Genomic DNA, 15,491 nt, shown 5'->3' with positions numbered 1-15,491 from the left:
TCAATGGTCTCCCATGTCGCGGTTCGCCTGACGGATGTTCCAGATCATGATCGGCGTCACCGCCGCCATGATGACCAGCGCGATGACGGCACTTCGACCGCTGTCGCCGCCGCCGCGGAACATCCAGTCGAACATCAGGTTGGCAAGCACCATCGTGTTCCACTGGCCATTGGTCATGGTCAGAACGATGTCGAACACCTTGAGAACGAGAATAGTGATCGTGGTCCAGACCACAGCGATCGTGCCCCAGATCTGCGGCACCATGATTTTCCAGAAGATCTGCCAGCCATTGGCGCCATCGATGACGGCTGCCTCGACGGTTTCCTCAGGAATCCCGCGTAGCGCTGCCGACAGGATGACCATCGCAAAACCGGTCTGGATCCAGATCAGGATCGCCATCAGGAAGAAGTTGTTCCAGAAGGGCAGCGAGATCCACACCTGCGGATCGCCGCCGATTGCCCGGACGATGGCGTTCAGGAGGCCGATCTGCGTTTCGTTGCCGCCACGAAATTCGTAGATGAATTTCCAGATCACCGAAGCGCCGACGAACGAGATCGCCATCGGCATGAAGATCAGGCTCTTGGCGAGATTTCCCCACCAAATACGGTCGGTGAGCACCGCGATGACCAGGCCGAGGAAGGTGCAGGCTGCCGGCACGACGGCGAGCCAGAGGATGTTGTTGAAGATCGACTGGCGGAACTGCGCGTCGAAGAAGGCCCAGCGGTAATTGGCCAAGCCGACGAAATTGCCGCCGGAACGATCGTAGAAGGACAGGATGAAGGTCGCGATGACGGGATAGACGAGATAGACCGCGAGCAGCAGGAGTGCGGGTCCGAGAAACAGCCAGGGGCGGATCGTGGCTCTACGGTTGAGATTGGCCGAGGCCTTGCGGGCATCGCCTTCCGGCACCGGAAGTGCCGCTGATAGCAGCTTGTCGGAAAGCCAGTAGTAGAGCGCGCAGGCAAAAACGCCGGCAACGACGACACCCATGGCAGATGCAATCTGAGCTAACATAGGCCCTCCCCCTTTTCTGCAGTGCTAAGCAGGTCTTCCGTCGTCATATCCGGGAAATGCCAACCCTGGAAATGCCCCTCGCCCCCGCATCCACCCTTCTCCCCGTGGTCGAGGGAGAAGGGCAGTCGCGAGCGCAGCCTTCGACGCGAATGACTACTTCAGACCGTCCCAGGCCTTCTGGATATCGCCGCCCACAGCCTTTGCATCCTTGCCGCCGACATAATCGATCATGCCGGTCCAGAAGGCGCCGGCGCCGATCTTGCCGGGCATCATGTCGGATGCATCGAAGCGGAAGGTGGTGGCGGTGGTCAGCAGTTCGCCCTGCTTGCGCAGTGTGTCGTTGGCATAGGCTTCCGTCTTGGCGCCCTTGAACGGCGTGAGGAAGGAGGCCTGGGCCATCCAGACTTCATGGGCGATCGGCGTCTTCAGGAATTCGATGAAGGCCTTAGCCGCAGGAGAATCCTTGGTGATGGCAAACATCGTGCCGGCACCGAGGACCGGGGTGCCGAGTTCAGGCTTGGAGGCATAGGTCGGCAGGTAGAAGAAGTCCGCATCGAGGCCCAGTTCCTTGTCAGCAGGGAAGAAGGACGGCACGAACGAGGCCTGGTGATGCATGTAGCACTTCGGCGGGATGTCGAAGAGGCCCTTCGGGCTGTCGCGGAAGTCGGTCGAGGCGACCGCTGCAACACCGCCCGCGACGTATTTGTCATTGCGGGCGAACTTGCCGAATTCCTCGATGGCGCCAACCACTGCCGGATCGTCGAACTTGATCTCGTTCGACACCCACTTGTCGTAGGTTTCAGCCGACGACGTCCGCAGCATCATGTCCTCGACCCAGTCAGTCGCAGGCCAGCCAGTCGCGCCGCCCGATCCGAGACCGATGCACCACGGCACGCCGCCATCCTCGACGATCTGGTCGGAGAGCTTGATCAGGTCTTCCATCGTCTTTGGGACTTCGTAACCGGCTTCCTCGAAATTCTCCGGCACGAACCACACGAGCGATTTCAGGTCGGCCTTGAACGGGAAACCGAAATAGGCCTCTTTGCCGTCCTTGCCCTTGTAGGTGCCGTAGCGGATCCAGTCCTCGCCGGAGCCGTAATTGGTCTTGATCCAGTCGGCATTTTCCTGGCCGAGCGGCGTCAGAAAGCCCTTGGTCGCGAGATCGGCCAGAAGACCCGGCTGCGGGATGATGGCAATATTGGGCGGCGAGCCGGCCTGGGTATCGATGACGATCTGCTGCTCGTAGTTCTCGGACGACGAGTATTTACCGTTCGCACCCGTCGCGGCATTGAAATAGGCGAGCACGCTGTTGAACAGCACCTCGTCCTCGCCACGCCAGGGACCGAACAGGGTCAGGCTCTGGCCCTTCAGGTCACCATGCGCGGATTTGAAATCCTCGTAGCTTTTCCAGTTGAACTTGGCATCTTCGCCGGGCGCGAACTTCAGTTCCTGCGCACCTGCGGCACCAGCCAGCAGTGCGACGAAAGCCGTGCCGATCCAAAACGATTTCTTCATCAAAATATCCTCCCCTTTGAAGCGTAATCTACAGGGGGATTTAAGGCAGAGCCAGAGGTTTCAAGGGCGCCAGTGCAAGCAAAGCGCCTTGAATGTGATGAATGGTCCGAAATCAGAACTTTGGCGCAGGCAGCCCGGCGGCGCGATGGGCGGCGATTACGGTGTTGGCCATCAGCATGGCGATGGTCATCGGACCGACGCCGCCTGGAACCGGCGTGATGGCTGCGGCGACCTCTGAGGCCTCGTCAAAAGCAACGTCGCCGACGAGACGGGTCTTGCCCTCGCCCTTCTCCGGTGCCGGCACCCGGTTGATGCCGACATCGATCACGGTCGCGCCGGGCTTGACCCAATCTGCCTTGACCATTTCGGGCCGACCGACGGCGGCAACCAGGATATCGGCGTTGCGGCAGACGGCGGCGAGATCCTTCGTCTTCGAATGCGCCATGGTGACGGTGGCGTTTGCGGCCAGAAGCAACAGGCCCATCGGCTTGCCGAACAGGTTGGAACGGCCGATGACCACGGCGTTGAGGCCGGACAAGTCTTCGCCGTGGATGCGCTTGACCAGCAGCATCGATCCGGCCGGCGTGCAGGAGATCATGCCTGTCGTCAGATCACCGGTGGCGATCTTGCCGGCATTGGCGATGTTGAGGCCGTCGACATCCTTTTCCGGCAGGATGGACTGGATCACCGGCTCCTGATCGAGATGTCTCGGAAGCGGCAGCTGGACGAGAATGCCGTGGATCGCCGGATCGGCATTGAGCGTATCGACGAGAGACTGAAGCGCCTCCTGCGTCGTCTCTTCCGGCAACGTGTGCTGGATCGAGTTGAAGCCGCACTGCTTCGCCATCCGGCTCTTGGAGCTGACATAGGCGTGGCTGGCCGGATCGTTGCCGACGATGACGACTGCGAGGCCGGGCTTTGCGCCGCCGGCCCGTTCGAGACTTTCCGCTGCCTCCGTGACTGCCGAAATGACCGATGCTGCCGCCTGCTTGCCGTCGATTACCGTGACCACGTGCCATCTCCCGTTGACCGAACAGATCTAAGCCGGAGGCTACTGCCCGAACTGGCTCACCTGCGCCTAATGCTGTCGGGAGCAAACAAAAGCAAGGTCAAATCTTGATCCGGGTGACCCGTGCCTGCCCTATCGTCCCGACGCGGTGCGCAGTTCGGAGTAGGTCTGCACCCGGTCGCGCAGTTCTATCATTTCCTGTCGCAGGAGCTGCAATTCCTCGATCGCCCGGCGATCCTCATGCGAGAGTTCGGAATAGGCAAGCTCTTCCTCCCGCATCGCATGCCGGTGCGGATCCGAAATTGCAACCGCGAGAAGCGGTGGAACGGCGGCCTGATCGTAAGGCTGTCTGTTTGCCATCAGCAGTTCGCGAAGCTGAGCGGACAGCGGTAGACCATTGGCGGCCTCGCGCTCCTCCATTTCGTGTCTGTAATCCTCGGACACGGCATCGGTCTCGACATCCTGCGCCCAGGCGTCGGAGCCCGCACCGTGGTCATATTCGTAGGCGGCTGCGATCTCTTCGGACTCATCGGTAAGATCCAGATCGGCGGCCCAACGCGCATCCATCGGCAGCTCGGCGATGTCCTCGACACCGTCCATCTCAATCGGCGCATGCTCTGCCTCGAGATGGTCGATCGCGGGCTCCGGCGACGAACGGCGTCCCATCAGCATTGCGCCGGCAGCGCCGAGAAGCAGGCCAGCCATGGCGCCAAGACCGCTCAGCGCGTACCAGGGCAAGCCGAGCCAGACGGTCGCTGGTGCTTCGTTGGGGGTGACGGTCAGAGGCTTTGATATCTGCACCCGTGGGGCGGCGACCAGCTTGGAAGAACCTGGGCTGTTGAACCGACCGCTTGAGTAATTGTCGCGCGCTTTCGCAACGGCCGTTTCCAGCCTCGAGAGCGCTGCGATCTCGTCAGACACCGTCTTGTCTGCGGAAAGCTGTTCCAGCTTGGCGCGAAGTTCCGCAAGCTGCGCGGCGGCATGCACCTGCTGGCTGTTCAGCGACTTCACCAGTTGCTTCAACGCGTCCTGGACCGAGAGGCGCGCCTGTGCAAGCACTGCTTCGGCAGCCTGGAAACGCGGATGAAGCGGGCCGAGATCGCTCGAGAGCTGATCGACGGCAAGCTGTGCTTCCACATGCCGCTGGCGCTGATATTCGAGGCCGGTATAGTCCAGACTGTCCGGCAAAGGCTTGTTCAGAACGTCGGCGACCTTCATGGCGGAGGCCTGGCTCAGCCTGTCTTTCAGAGCGACGAGATCGCTCTCGGCCTGCTCGACATCGCGGCTCAGGTCGCGCATTTCGGAGGCCCGGCTTTTCAGTTCGGCAACCTTGTCCTTGCCGGTTCGGCTGACAAACCCTGAAAGCGCCGCTTCTGCGCGGCCAAGCGTGTCGCGAAGGGCTTCGACGGCCGGGTCGCGGCCATCGAACGCGCCGACAGACAACGCTGTCGGCACGGCATTGCCCAGCATGCCGACGATCTGGCGAGCCTCTTCAGGCTTTCCGGCCGTCGCCGCAATGCGCAGATCCGTGCTGCTTTGGTCGTATGAAATGGTGATTGCGCGGGTCAGGCGGTCGCGCAGACCCGCTTCGTCCTGCAGGGTCGTCGTCCCGGTGCCGGACAGGATTTCGTAGAGAAGGCCGGTCACGCTCTGGGGTTCGGTCGCAAAACTGCTGTCCTTGCCAAGGTTCAGGGCATGGATGAGATTGTCGATCGTGGTTCTGGCGAGAAGCTGCCCCGTCGCAGCAGATACGGTCTGCTCACTGACTGCCCCGACCTTCAGCTGCGTCTGGGCGGTAAACGTCGCCTCGCCGCTGCCAAGGAGGACGAGCGGCGCCACGCCTCCGAGGGCCGTCATCAGACCGATCCCGAGCAGCGCGGACGGGAGTGCACGCCGCGCCGGAAGGTTGTCCCGGGCGCTATCCTCGAGCAGGCTGTCGGGCTTTTCGATCTCAGAATTATCCATGGAAAGACCGTCTTGTTTCGCGGGCAGCACCGAAGCGCTCCGATTTTCTTAAGACAGTCTAAATTTCCATGGCAAAGAAAGCGTTAACGACGCGAAACCTGACCCGGCAGACGGAAGAGATCATCGTTTGCGGCAATCGTCAGAGCTGCGGAGGCAATGGCCGGCAGATGGACGAGGCGATCGAGATCCTGTGGACGGCGAAGATCGGCGATCACGAGATCAAAGCCGCCTTCCAGAACCGACGACGGATCGACAGTCTCGAAACGGTGCCAGGGCGCATGGCGGGAGAACGCGGTGCGCAGTGGCTTGAGAATCGCCACGTCGTTGCCAACCAGGCCGATGCGGCGGTTCTTCTCGGAAAATGTCAGGAACGCCGGGACGAAGGCCGAGGCGGTGAAGCGGTCACGCAGGCCGGGGCCGAACAGGCGTGCCGATATGCCGGCCAGACGTACGCTGCCACGAACCGGAAGCCGCGCGCGCGCAACGTTCTCACCCGTTTCTGAAAGGGTCCGATATTCGACGAGACCGCGTGAAAACGTTATGGTCGACGATGGATGTGGATCGTTGAGCATAGCCTCCGCACGCTCGAATGCGGCAGTCCAGCTCAGCTCTTCGATGCCGTTGCCCAGACCGTGCGGGACTGCCTTGAAGGCGTTGATGTATACCGAGGCGTTCACGTGTGCTCTCCGCTCGAAAATCCAGTCGTCCTGGAGCCTAGCGGAAAGCGCTGAACCGGCCTTGAAGCCAACCGTTAAAATGCGAGCGATGTGTCGAAAAGACATGGCCGTTGAAGCGGCATGCCTGATCCGGAGCGACGGCTGCCTAGTGCGACGGAGCTGCCGCCGGTGCCTCGACCTTGACGCCCTCGACGATTTTTTGGGCCGGAATGGGGTTGCTGCCGCGTCTCGCCGTGTTCGTGTCGATCGTCTCCTTCGACATGTAGTCGAGCTGTTCGATCAACACGTTGGCGACGACCGTATCGCCGAGCTTGGCGTTGATGCCGTCCTTGATCTTCGTGCGGAAGCTTTCCGGATCAAAGGTGCCGACGCTTTTCAGGTCGATCATCTTTTCGCCCATCAGAAGCGAGAACAGTTGGTCCGTCAGAACGACTTCCATCGGAAGCTGAACGTGCTTGGACTTCATGCTGTCGACCGAAAGCGAGATGCGGCCGAGGAAATAGCCCTGAACCGTACCATTGTTGATGACCGGCAGGCTGACCGGGTTGCCTCGCACGATCGTGGTCACGACCGCGGCTTCCGCCTCGGTCGCCACGGGCGCCTTCGACATCTGCGCAGAGACATACACGCCACCGATCGTGGCGATGCAGACCCAGAGCCCGATCAGCAGAACCTTGATCATCAGGACGTGCCGAACCGGAACTGATGTTCCGAATAGGTGCCGTCGGCGTCCATGTCCTTGACGGCGTTCTTGAGGATGTCGGCAACGGCGCGGACGGCCTCGAGATGCGCTTCGACGCGCTGGGCGTTGAGCTTCAGCTTCTTCTTCAGGCCCTGCAACTGACCAAGATAAGGTGCCGACGTTTCCTTGACGTCCGGCCCGCGGAACAGGGTCGTCAGTTCATAGAGGCAGCGGCTCTTGTGGGCGTTCGACACTTTGAGGTCGAAGCCGGAGTCGCGGCCGATCCGATCATTCTCGTTATCGATGATCATCTCAAGACGGGAGAGCACGGTCTTGATGCGGTAGTCAGTGGAAACGACGTCCATATCAACCTTCTAATGTTAATTAATTTGATTTCTTGGCTGCGCCGGCGTTTTCCGACGGAGACAGGATCTGCCGCTGGAAATCAGTGATCATGCCCACCGCCATCTGGCGATCGCCTTCATCGGTCTTGGCATTCGGTGCCGTGCCACGTGCATGCTGAACCGACTGCGAGAATAGTTTTTCGGCAATACCGAAACCGCCCTGCTTGGAGACGGCATCAGCAATCTGTTCCGCCATCATGCCTTTCCAGAAATCGCCGGCGGAACCCTTGCCGAAGACTTCTTCGCTCTCGGATGGAAGCATGTTCTGGATAAACGTGGAGGCAACGCTTGCCTCGAACTTCCGGTAGGTCTCCGGAATATCCTTGTGGCGCGAAACACGGACGTTTTCGACCGTGGCTTCGGACCCGGCGGACTCTGCGGACTTGGCAGTCTGGCTTACGGCCTGGGCGAAACCCACACCGTTGGAGGCCAGCATGACCGATTGCGCCGTTGCTTCGTTTGCCTTCAGCTTTTCACGTGCGGCCTGAAGCAGGCCCGGATCTGCGGCCTGGACAACATCCAGGACAAGATCGCTCGGGGGGGAAATAGCCAATTCCAGTTCCTCATTATTTAGCGAACTGGATCATCCCTTATCAAGCTTGCTGGAAGCTGGTGTGGAGACCATCAGGCCGAGATCGACGAGATCGTACATGCGCTCGTCCTCGGCAAGCCGGCCTTCCAGCTCCTTTGCGTCGCCCATGCGCTCCTCCAGCCGGTCGCCCTTGGTCTTTTCGCGCAGGACCCGCTGTTCCTGCGCCTTCTGCTGGGCAACGATCTGCTGGCTTCGCGAAAACAGGCGCGTCAGCCGGTCGGCGTAATTCTTGGAGAACTGCTGGTGTACGGGATCGGTCGAGGACAGCGCATCAACAGTCGTGTCGATCGACTGATCGATTTCCGCCTTGCGCTGCACCGTGGTGCTGAGCTCGAACTCGGCGAGCTTTTCAAGCTGGCGCTGGACATCGACCAGACGCCGCAACTTGTCGGATTTCTTGTTGCCTGCCACGCGCGTCCTCCTTGGAAGCCTTGCCTACAGCCCGGTGAAAACAAGCGGAAACCCGCGCACGAATTCCTCGATCATGGAGGCGATGCCGAGATAGAGCAGGAAGATACCGCCCATCAGCGCATACGGCGTCGAGATGAAGTAGACCGGGATCTGCGGCGCCATCTTGTTGATCATTCCGACAGCGACGTTGAACATGATGCCGTAGACGAGGAAAGGGCTCATCAGCCTCAAGACGATCATGAACGTCGCCGACAACGTATCCGTCAGGGTGATCAGGATGCGCCGCGGATTGAGACCTTCGGCGAGCGGAATGGTCGTGTAGGAATCGACCAGTGATCTGATGACGATGTGATGGAAGTTCAGCATGAACAGGACGAGCAGGCCCGATAGGGTCAGAAGGCTGGTCAGCTGGCTTTCCGACGAATCTTCCAGCACGTCGGATCCGGGCGGACCACTGAACGAGATCGACATGGCGATGGCGGCGCCTGCAAACTGCAGGCCCGAGGCATAAAGGCGAGCGATCAGGCCGAACACGGCCCCGACGAGAGTTTCAGACGCAATCAGCAGGCCGAGACCCGCAGCGTCACCGGACACCCTGGGGTAGATCGTATCCCAGACCATCGGCAGCACCGCCATGGACAGCGCCACCGATAGAAACAGCCGGACTTCCATGGGCAATCTGGCAGACGAGAACCCGGGCATGATCATGATGCAGCCGCCGATTCGACAGAATGCAAGAAAGAGAGCGATGACCGTGCCCTGCGGGTCCGTTATCATGAGATCGATCCAAGTACCTTGATCTCGGTGCCCTTTGCCAGCTCGACATGCGACAGGACGGGAAGGGTTGCGAACAGCCGCTCGATGATCATGCGCACATAAGAGCGTGTCTCCGGCGACGTGACAAGTACGAAGGGCATGCCCTTGTCCATGTATTCACGGATGACTTTGCCCGCCTGTTCGCTGAATTCCTCGAGCGAGCGCGGATCGATGTCGAAATCGATGATGTCGCCCTTCGGATCGCGCTTGATTGCCTGGTGAAACAGCAGATCCCATTTCGAGCCGAGACGCAGGACGCGCAGGATGCCGTTGTCGGCAAGATCGCCGCAGATCTGCTGGGCCATGCGGACGCGCACGTGCTCGACGAGCTGCTCGGTCTTGCGGACATGCGGCGCGAGTTCGGCCAGGGCTTCGAGAATGAGGTGCAGGTTCCGGATCGAGACGCGTTCGGCAAGCAGAAGCTTGAGAACCGCCTGAAGGCCGGAATAGGACATGTGCGACGAGCACATCTCGTCCGCGAGCTTCTTGTACTCCGGATCGAGACGTTCGATGAGGATCTTGACGTCCTTGTAGGACAGAAGCTGCGGCAGGTTGTTGCGGATGACTTCGCTGACATGGGTCAGAAGCACCGAGACGTTGTCGATCGGGTGGAAACCCTCGCGCTTTAGATCCTCGACGAAATGCTCCAGCACCGAGACGGCCGGCATGCCGAACGTGGGTTCGCGAACCTCGTCGCCGGGAACCGACGGCTTGCGATCCTTGCCGACGATGACGAGGACTTCGCCCAGTCGCAGCGTGCTGCTGGCGACCGTCGTTCCGTGGATGCGGATCTGGTAGGACTTTTCCGGGATCTGGATATCGTCGACGACCTTGATTTCCGGCACGACGAACCCGTATTGCGTGGCAAACCGCTTGCGCATCTTGCCGACGCGGAACCCGAGTTCCTGGTGTGCGCCGAGAAGACGCGGCGAGACCTGCTTGCCGAGCGCCAGTTCGATTTCTGCCGTCTTGAGGACGTTCTTGACCGAATCCTTTTCCGATTCGCGGTTCTCGACGACCTTCTTTTCCTCGCTTTCGCGCACCCTCTGGTTCTCGGCTTCGATCTGCCTCGGAATGATCCAGCCGGCACCGGCGAGAAGGAATGCAAGCGTCATGAACGGCATGAACGGCAGGCCGGGCACCAGTGCCAAGGTCGCCATCATGCCGGCTGCGACCCACAGCGCGCGAGGATAGCCGCTCAGCTGGCCGATAACAGCTACGTCGGTGGAACCCTGGGTACCGCCGCGGGTGACGATCAGGCCGGCTGCGAGCGAAACGATCAGCGCCGGAACCTGTGACACGATACCATCGCCGACCGACAGCTTGACGAAGACGTCGGCGGCTTCGCCGATTTCCATGCCGTGACGGAAGTAACCGATGATGATGCCGCCGAACACGTTGATCGTGGTGATCAGCAGGCCGGCGACCGCGTCACCGCGAACGAATTTGGAGGCACCGTCCATGGCGCCGAAGAACGAGCTTTCCTCTTCCAGCTCGCGGCGGCGCAGCTGCGCCTCCTTCTCGTCGATGATGCCGGCTGACAGATCGGCATCGATCGACATCTGCTTGCCGGGGATCGCGTCGAGGGTGAAGCGCGCGCCGACTTCGGCGATACGCGTCGCGCCCTTGGTGATGACGATGAAGTTGACGACGATCAGGATCAGAAAGACGATCAGACCGATCACGAAATCGCCGGACATGACGAGGTTCGCAAAACCGGCGATCACGCCGCCGGCGGCGGTATGGCCCTCGTGGCCGTGCGAAAGAATGACGCGGGTGGTGGCAATATTGAGCGCCAGCCGGATCATCGTCGCGATCAGCAGGATCGTCGGGAAGGACGAGAAGTCCAGCGGCCGCTGAATCCACAGCGCCACCATCAGGATCAGGACGGAAAAGGCGATCGAAAACGCCAACCCGATATCGATCATGAAGACCGGCACCGGCAGGAACAGGATGCACAGGATGGCCATGATACCGACGGCAAAGCCGATATCGCGGCCATTCGGCGCGGCCTTCACGGGGGTAATGGACGTCTTCGTCATTGCCATATGCGGTATCTCTTCATGAGATTAGAAAGGCGCATGCTGCGCCCATGGATCGCGCAAAAAGCAAGACATGATAATGCCCGGACCTGTTGCGACAGATCCCTTCTAGGCAGCGAAGCTTGTGTGAGGGTGTCCGCCATCATCGCAGGCGAAGCGTGCGAGCAAGCCTCGCAGCCTTGGCAGCCGTGCGCTAGAAACCGGACTGGACGCGCGAAAAGACGAGATCGGTGAAAAGCGAGATCTGGCCGCCGATGAAGGGAGCGGCAATCCCGAGCGCCAGCATGACGGCGACGATCTTGGGCACGAATGTCAGTGTCATTTCCTGGATCTGAGTCAGCGCCTGAATGAGCGCCACGACCATGCCGACAATCATCGCGGTCAGCACTGCCGGGCTTGAGGCGATGAGAATCGTCCATATCGCCGAGTGCATCATGTCGAGAGCATCGGCTTCATTCATTGCAGGATCATCCGGGGCATTGGTGTCGTGGCCATCATCATCTGGCGCGAATCGCATGCGGATGATGACAGCCACCGACCGCCAATGCAATTGAGCGACCGGTACTGCCCCCGGCAAAACCGCAGGCTCGCCTGCAATTTCAGGAATTCAGTCGGATCAGGACTCCGAGGACTTCGTCGCAGATATCGTGATGCCGTCGCCGATCGTGATCTCCTTGCCAGCCTCGGTCGTTGCAACCAGACCGTCGGACGTGACTTCGATCGACTCGACCACACCGCTGGTCTTGCCATCACTGCTGGTGATCGTCTTGCCGATATAGGACGAGGCGTTCGATAGCGACGACTGTGCGATCAGGCTTTCCAGGTTGGTGTTCGTCTGGATCGACTGTTCGACCTGCGAGAAGGTTGCCAGCTGCGAGATCTGTTCGCTGGCATCCAGCGGATCGGTCGGATCCTGGTTCTGCATCTGGGCGATCAGAAGCTGCAGGAAAGCGTCGTAATCGAGTGAAGCGCTTGCCGCAGCGGATGAAGCCTTCGACGAACTGGTTGCAGTCGTCGAGGTTGCGGACGATACCGTATCTACTGCCATAGCCCCATCTCCTTGCGCAGACCGGCGATAGCAGCCGGCGCGACTTCCTTGCTGTTCAGGATGCGCTCTTCGACAGGATAGAGCGCGCGGATTGCCTTCAGTGCTTCAAAAGCGCGATCGGAGGCAACAAGCGCATCGATCTGCTTGAGCTCGTCGATGATTTCCGGATTGCGGAAGCATGCGAGCAGCATCATGACCGACCGGCGGAACATGGTCACGGCCTGGTCCTTGCCTTCCGGATTGATCAGCATCATCTGTGCGATGAAGTACAGCTGACGAAGCGGGGTCGTCGTATCCTCGGGCTGGAGAACATGATTTTCCAGCAGAAACGTAACGTTGTTGAGGAATTCGAGAGAAACCTTGCGATCAACACGCAGGACTGCGCCGTTGATGAAGATCTTTTCGCCGGACTTCAGCGAGATACGCAGTGTGCTTTTCATCTTAGGCCATCCCTGATGATGGTAGTCACGTCGATAATGCCCTGGTAATTGTCGGACTGCTTTTTACGAATGCGTTCGCATTCCTTCAGTATCCAAAGGGCGATGGAGATCAGCTTTGCGCGCAGCTCGATGCCGAGCTCGTTGTCGGGCTGGTTGAGGTCTTCGATAAACCGGGTCCAGACCCTGCGCGTATAATGGATGGCCTCGACGGCCTCGCGTCCATAATGCGATTTGTTCGGGACTGCAGAGAGGAGCTCAATGGAGCGGGCCAGAACCTGGCGTTCTCTCTCTCTAGCGCTTGCGAGGTCATCCTTGATTACCTCGGCATACGCAAACTGGAACATGCTTGCTTCCTTCATGTTGCAAACCAAATGCCGCGGGGCAACTACCCATTATAGATAGTTGACGAGGCTCAGTCCCTGGATCTTGGAGGTGATGGTGTATGAGGTCTCTACTTGCGTCAACAACGTGTTGAGACGCACCGAAGCATCATAAGTATCCACGCCGACGAGATCTGTCAGTTGGGTGTTGATGATATCCATTTGCGCCGACATGGCGGTATTGGCCTTTTCGACGCGCTCCTGGGAAAGACCCATGGAAGAGCGCTCAGCATCGATGCCGGACACCGATAGGCCGGCAAGATTGGTAACGGTCGCGTTGACCTTGTTCAGTGCATCGGCGGACAGGCCGGCCGTCGCCAACTGGGACGTGATCAGGCTGCCGAGAACGAGGTTCTTGAAGCCATCGGCATTCAAGCTCGTCGAAGTGGTGACGGTCTCAGACGTGCTGACACGACCGGTCATCTTGGTGTCGGACGCGTTTGTCCAGCCGGACCAGTCGAAGGACGACGTATAGTCGTCTAGGAAGGTCGCCATCTGGCTGGACGATATATCCGATGCGCTGGAGATACCGTTGGCCGACATGAAGCTCGAAAACTGCGTGTTGAAGTCGTCCGTCAGGTCGGTGATGAAGCTGTCGTCCAGAGGGGCGGCATCGGTGTTGATGCCGGAAAACAGATACTCGCCATTGACCGAGACGTTTGCGTAGCTGACGAAATTCTCGAGCACGGACGTCGCCGTATCGGCAGAAACCTGCAAGCTCGTCTTGTCGCTGCTGCCGGAGAGCGCGACCAGCGAATCCAGCAGCGTCTGGCCGGAGTCGGACATCTGCTCCATCGCAAGCTGCGAGGAATCCATTCGCTGATTGGTCAGCGAATTGGAATCGATGATTGCCTGCAGCCGTGATGACTCGCGGCCGTAATCGAGGCTTGCAGACGTCCGCGTACCGAGTTCCAGACCCGTATCCGCATAGGTACCGTTGACCGATTCCTTCTGCAGTTTGGCGATCTCGGTCTGCGAGTTCTGTACGGTCAGCTGCATTGTCTGGCTGACGGAAAGGGTTGAGATGGATGTCGTCTTCATGACTTAGTTCGCAGCCTCCATCAGCGCCGCCAGCATCTCGTCAATGGTCGACAAGAGCTTTGAGGCCGCCTTGTAGGATTGTTCGACATCGAGGAGGAGGATCAGTTCCTCATCGAGATTGACGCCCGTTGCGTTGGAATAGGCCTCGGTTGAACGCGACAGCATGGCCGTCGTGGTTTCCGCAGCATTTGTGGCTCCGCTCCGGTATTCCTCGACCCAGCCGACTGAATCCGTTGAGTAATCCAGCAATGTGGCCTTGTCGCCGATCTTGGCGGCAGGATCAAATTCCATGGAAGTCTCGAAGCCCGAGACATATTCGCTGAGCAACGTGGAAAAGCCGCTCGCGCTTTCGGTGTTGACACTGGCACCCGAAATCGAGCCGTCCCTGAGCTTGGTGGGGTCGGCGACCGCCTCGGCATTGACCGTGATGATCCCAGCCAGGCCGGTGATGATCTCAGCCGTTTCAAAATCGACTTCGTCGCCTGTGGTCGTCGTGAAAAGACCGGCGATCTGGCTTGCGCCATCTGTTTCAGAAAACAGGGAAATCAGGCCGCGGGCAATTTCGTCGAGCTGGTCCTGGTACGTTGGATAGACCTCGTCACGCAGCTGGACGAGTGCCTGAAGCGACCCTTGCGCCGTCGTGTCGCTGCTCTGGCCGGCTTTCAGCTCCACGCCGTCGATATAGACTGCGCCGCCGACCGTCGTTGCATCGTAACCGGCAGTCGAATCGAACGTTACAGGCCGTGCCGTGCTTTCGAACAGCGTGATGCCGCCATTCGTATAGATCGACATGTCGTTGTTGTCGCGCGTCGCGGTGCTGATGCCGACGATGCCGGAAATCTGCTTGAGCAGGCTTTCGCGGGTATCGAGAGCATTGTTGCCGTCGGTGCCGGCCGCAGCCGCCGTCACAACCGCCTTGTTGGCCTGCTCGAACTGCGCAAGCAGCTTATTGAGCTTGTCAACCTGGCCGGAAATCTGGGCGTCGGTGCCAGCCCGAAGCTGCTGCACTTCGGTGGTGCTGGTATTGAGAGCCGTCGCAACATCGACCGCCGAGTTGACCGCAGCCGAAGCGAGCGTCACGTCTCCGGGGGTCGCCGCGTAGGTCTGCAGCGCGTCCCGCAGTTCGGACAGTGCCGTGGACGGAGCAAGCGAATACCCGTCCCCGCCCATGATTGTGTAGACGGATTCCAGTCCGGCCAGCAATGTCTGCTGTCCCGCATCGTCGGCCGTAGACGAGAGTGTCTGCTTCAGCAGCGCGGCGTCTTCCGTCCGCGCTGTCTGAACGGTCGTGGCACCGGTATAGGCGTTCGTGACAGTCGCTGCGGAACGGCGGTTGTAATCGCTGTTCCCGACGTTTTGAACGTTTGTCGACAACACCCCCGTCTGCGTGGCGGTGTTGTTCAAGATATTCTTTGTCGTACTCAGTGCCGATGCGAGTGACATCGCTTAACTCCT

Annotated in this window: 17 protein-coding genes; all 17 read right to left on the bottom strand. The window is 59.8% G+C overall.

The annotated features are described in order from the left end of the window. The 17 genes from ACQY1P_RS08060 to flgK all read right to left on the bottom strand — a co-directional run bounded on the left by ACQY1P_RS08060 (nt 1) and on the right by flgK (nt 15,479). On the bottom strand, nt 1-1,014 hold the full coding sequence (locus ACQY1P_RS08060) for a carbohydrate ABC transporter permease (protein ID WP_192087043.1): 1,014 nt from the start codon (nt 1,012-1,014) through the stop codon (nt 1-3). A 153-nt stretch (nt 1,015-1,167) separates the two neighbouring features. Then, complete coding sequence (locus ACQY1P_RS08055; RefSeq protein WP_430255983.1) at nt 1,168-2,529, bottom strand: ABC transporter substrate-binding protein; 1,362 nt, start codon at nt 2,527-2,529, stop codon at nt 1,168-1,170. Nucleotides 2,530-2,641: 112 nt separating this feature from the next. Then, a complete protein-coding gene (gene folD / locus ACQY1P_RS08050; protein WP_325261849.1) occupies nt 2,642-3,541 on the bottom strand; it encodes a bifunctional methylenetetrahydrofolate dehydrogenase/methenyltetrahydrofolate cyclohydrolase FolD in 900 nt (299 codons plus the stop codon). 129 nt (nt 3,542-3,670) lie between these two features. Then, the gene (locus ACQY1P_RS08045) at nt 3,671-5,503 is read right to left on the bottom strand and encodes a hypothetical protein (RefSeq protein ID WP_430255981.1); all 1,833 of its coding nucleotides are present in this window, start codon (nt 5,501-5,503) and stop codon (nt 3,671-3,673) included. Nucleotides 5,504-5,586: 83 nt separating this feature from the next. Further along, a complete protein-coding gene (locus ACQY1P_RS08040; RefSeq protein WP_430255979.1) occupies nt 5,587-6,180 on the bottom strand; it encodes a hypothetical protein in 594 nt (197 codons plus the stop codon). 145 nt (nt 6,181-6,325) lie between these two features. Continuing rightward, complete coding sequence (locus tag ACQY1P_RS08035) at nt 6,326-6,862, bottom strand: hypothetical protein (protein ID WP_325261853.1); 537 nt, start codon at nt 6,860-6,862, stop codon at nt 6,326-6,328. Further along, nucleotides 6,862-7,227 carry a hypothetical protein gene (locus ACQY1P_RS08030; RefSeq protein ID WP_062453786.1) on the bottom strand — a complete coding sequence of 122 codons (366 nt, stop codon included), beginning with the start codon at nt 7,225-7,227 and terminating at the stop codon, nt 6,862-6,864. Before ACQY1P_RS08030 ends, ACQY1P_RS08035 begins: the two co-directional genes overlap by 1 nt. A gap of 19 nt (nt 7,228-7,246) precedes the next feature. Further along, a complete protein-coding gene (locus ACQY1P_RS08025; RefSeq protein WP_062453787.1) occupies nt 7,247-7,819 on the bottom strand; it encodes a rod-binding protein in 573 nt (190 codons plus the stop codon). A 30-nt stretch (nt 7,820-7,849) separates the two neighbouring features. Beyond that, nucleotides 7,850-8,269, bottom strand: coding sequence for a hypothetical protein (locus tag ACQY1P_RS08020; protein WP_062453788.1), 420 nt, complete (start codon nt 8,267-8,269; stop codon nt 7,850-7,852). A 24-nt stretch (nt 8,270-8,293) separates the two neighbouring features. Then, on the bottom strand, nt 8,294-9,046 hold the full coding sequence (gene fliR, locus ACQY1P_RS08015; RefSeq protein WP_062453789.1) for a flagellar biosynthetic protein FliR: 753 nt from the start codon (nt 9,044-9,046) through the stop codon (nt 8,294-8,296). Next, nucleotides 9,043-11,127, bottom strand: coding sequence for a flagellar biosynthesis protein FlhA (flhA, locus tag ACQY1P_RS08010; protein ID WP_430256676.1), 2,085 nt, complete (start codon nt 11,125-11,127; stop codon nt 9,043-9,045). The genes fliR and flhA overlap by 4 nt, the downstream gene beginning before the upstream one ends. Nucleotides 11,128-11,320: 193 nt before the next feature. Further along, complete coding sequence (gene fliQ / locus ACQY1P_RS08005; protein WP_062454868.1) at nt 11,321-11,587, bottom strand: flagellar biosynthesis protein FliQ; 267 nt, start codon at nt 11,585-11,587, stop codon at nt 11,321-11,323. Between the two features lie 156 nt (nt 11,588-11,743). Next, nucleotides 11,744-12,175, bottom strand: a complete 432-nt coding sequence (gene flgD, locus ACQY1P_RS08000; protein WP_092661202.1) for a flagellar hook assembly protein FlgD — start codon at nt 12,173-12,175, stop codon at nt 11,744-11,746. Beyond that, nucleotides 12,166-12,615, bottom strand: a complete 450-nt coding sequence (gene flbT, locus ACQY1P_RS07995) for a flagellar biosynthesis repressor FlbT (RefSeq protein ID WP_062453791.1) — start codon at nt 12,613-12,615, stop codon at nt 12,166-12,168. Before flbT ends, flgD begins: the two co-directional genes overlap by 10 nt. Next, complete coding sequence (gene flaF / locus ACQY1P_RS07990; protein ID WP_062453792.1) at nt 12,612-12,959, bottom strand: flagellar biosynthesis regulator FlaF; 348 nt, start codon at nt 12,957-12,959, stop codon at nt 12,612-12,614. Before flaF ends, flbT begins: the two co-directional genes overlap by 4 nt. A gap of 48 nt (nt 12,960-13,007) precedes the next feature. Next, entirely contained in the window at nt 13,008-14,036 is a 1,029-nt protein-coding gene (locus ACQY1P_RS07985) for a flagellar hook-associated family protein (protein WP_092661200.1), read from the bottom strand. A gap of 3 nt (nt 14,037-14,039) precedes the next feature. Then, nucleotides 14,040-15,479: a flagellar hook-associated protein FlgK gene (gene flgK, locus ACQY1P_RS07980; protein ID WP_062453794.1), complete on the bottom strand. Its 1,440-nt coding sequence runs from the start codon at nt 15,477-15,479 to the stop codon at nt 14,040-14,042. Between the last annotated feature and the right edge of the window lie 12 nt (nt 15,480-15,491).

Origin of the sequence: Neorhizobium sp. DAR64872/K0K18 (assembly GCF_050500175.1) — a bacterium.
In the GTDB taxonomy this organism is placed as follows: domain Bacteria; phylum Pseudomonadota; class Alphaproteobacteria; order Rhizobiales; family Rhizobiaceae; genus Neorhizobium; species Neorhizobium soli.
Note: the sequence above shows the minus strand (reverse complement) of the source record. Positions and strands in the feature narration are given on the sequence as shown.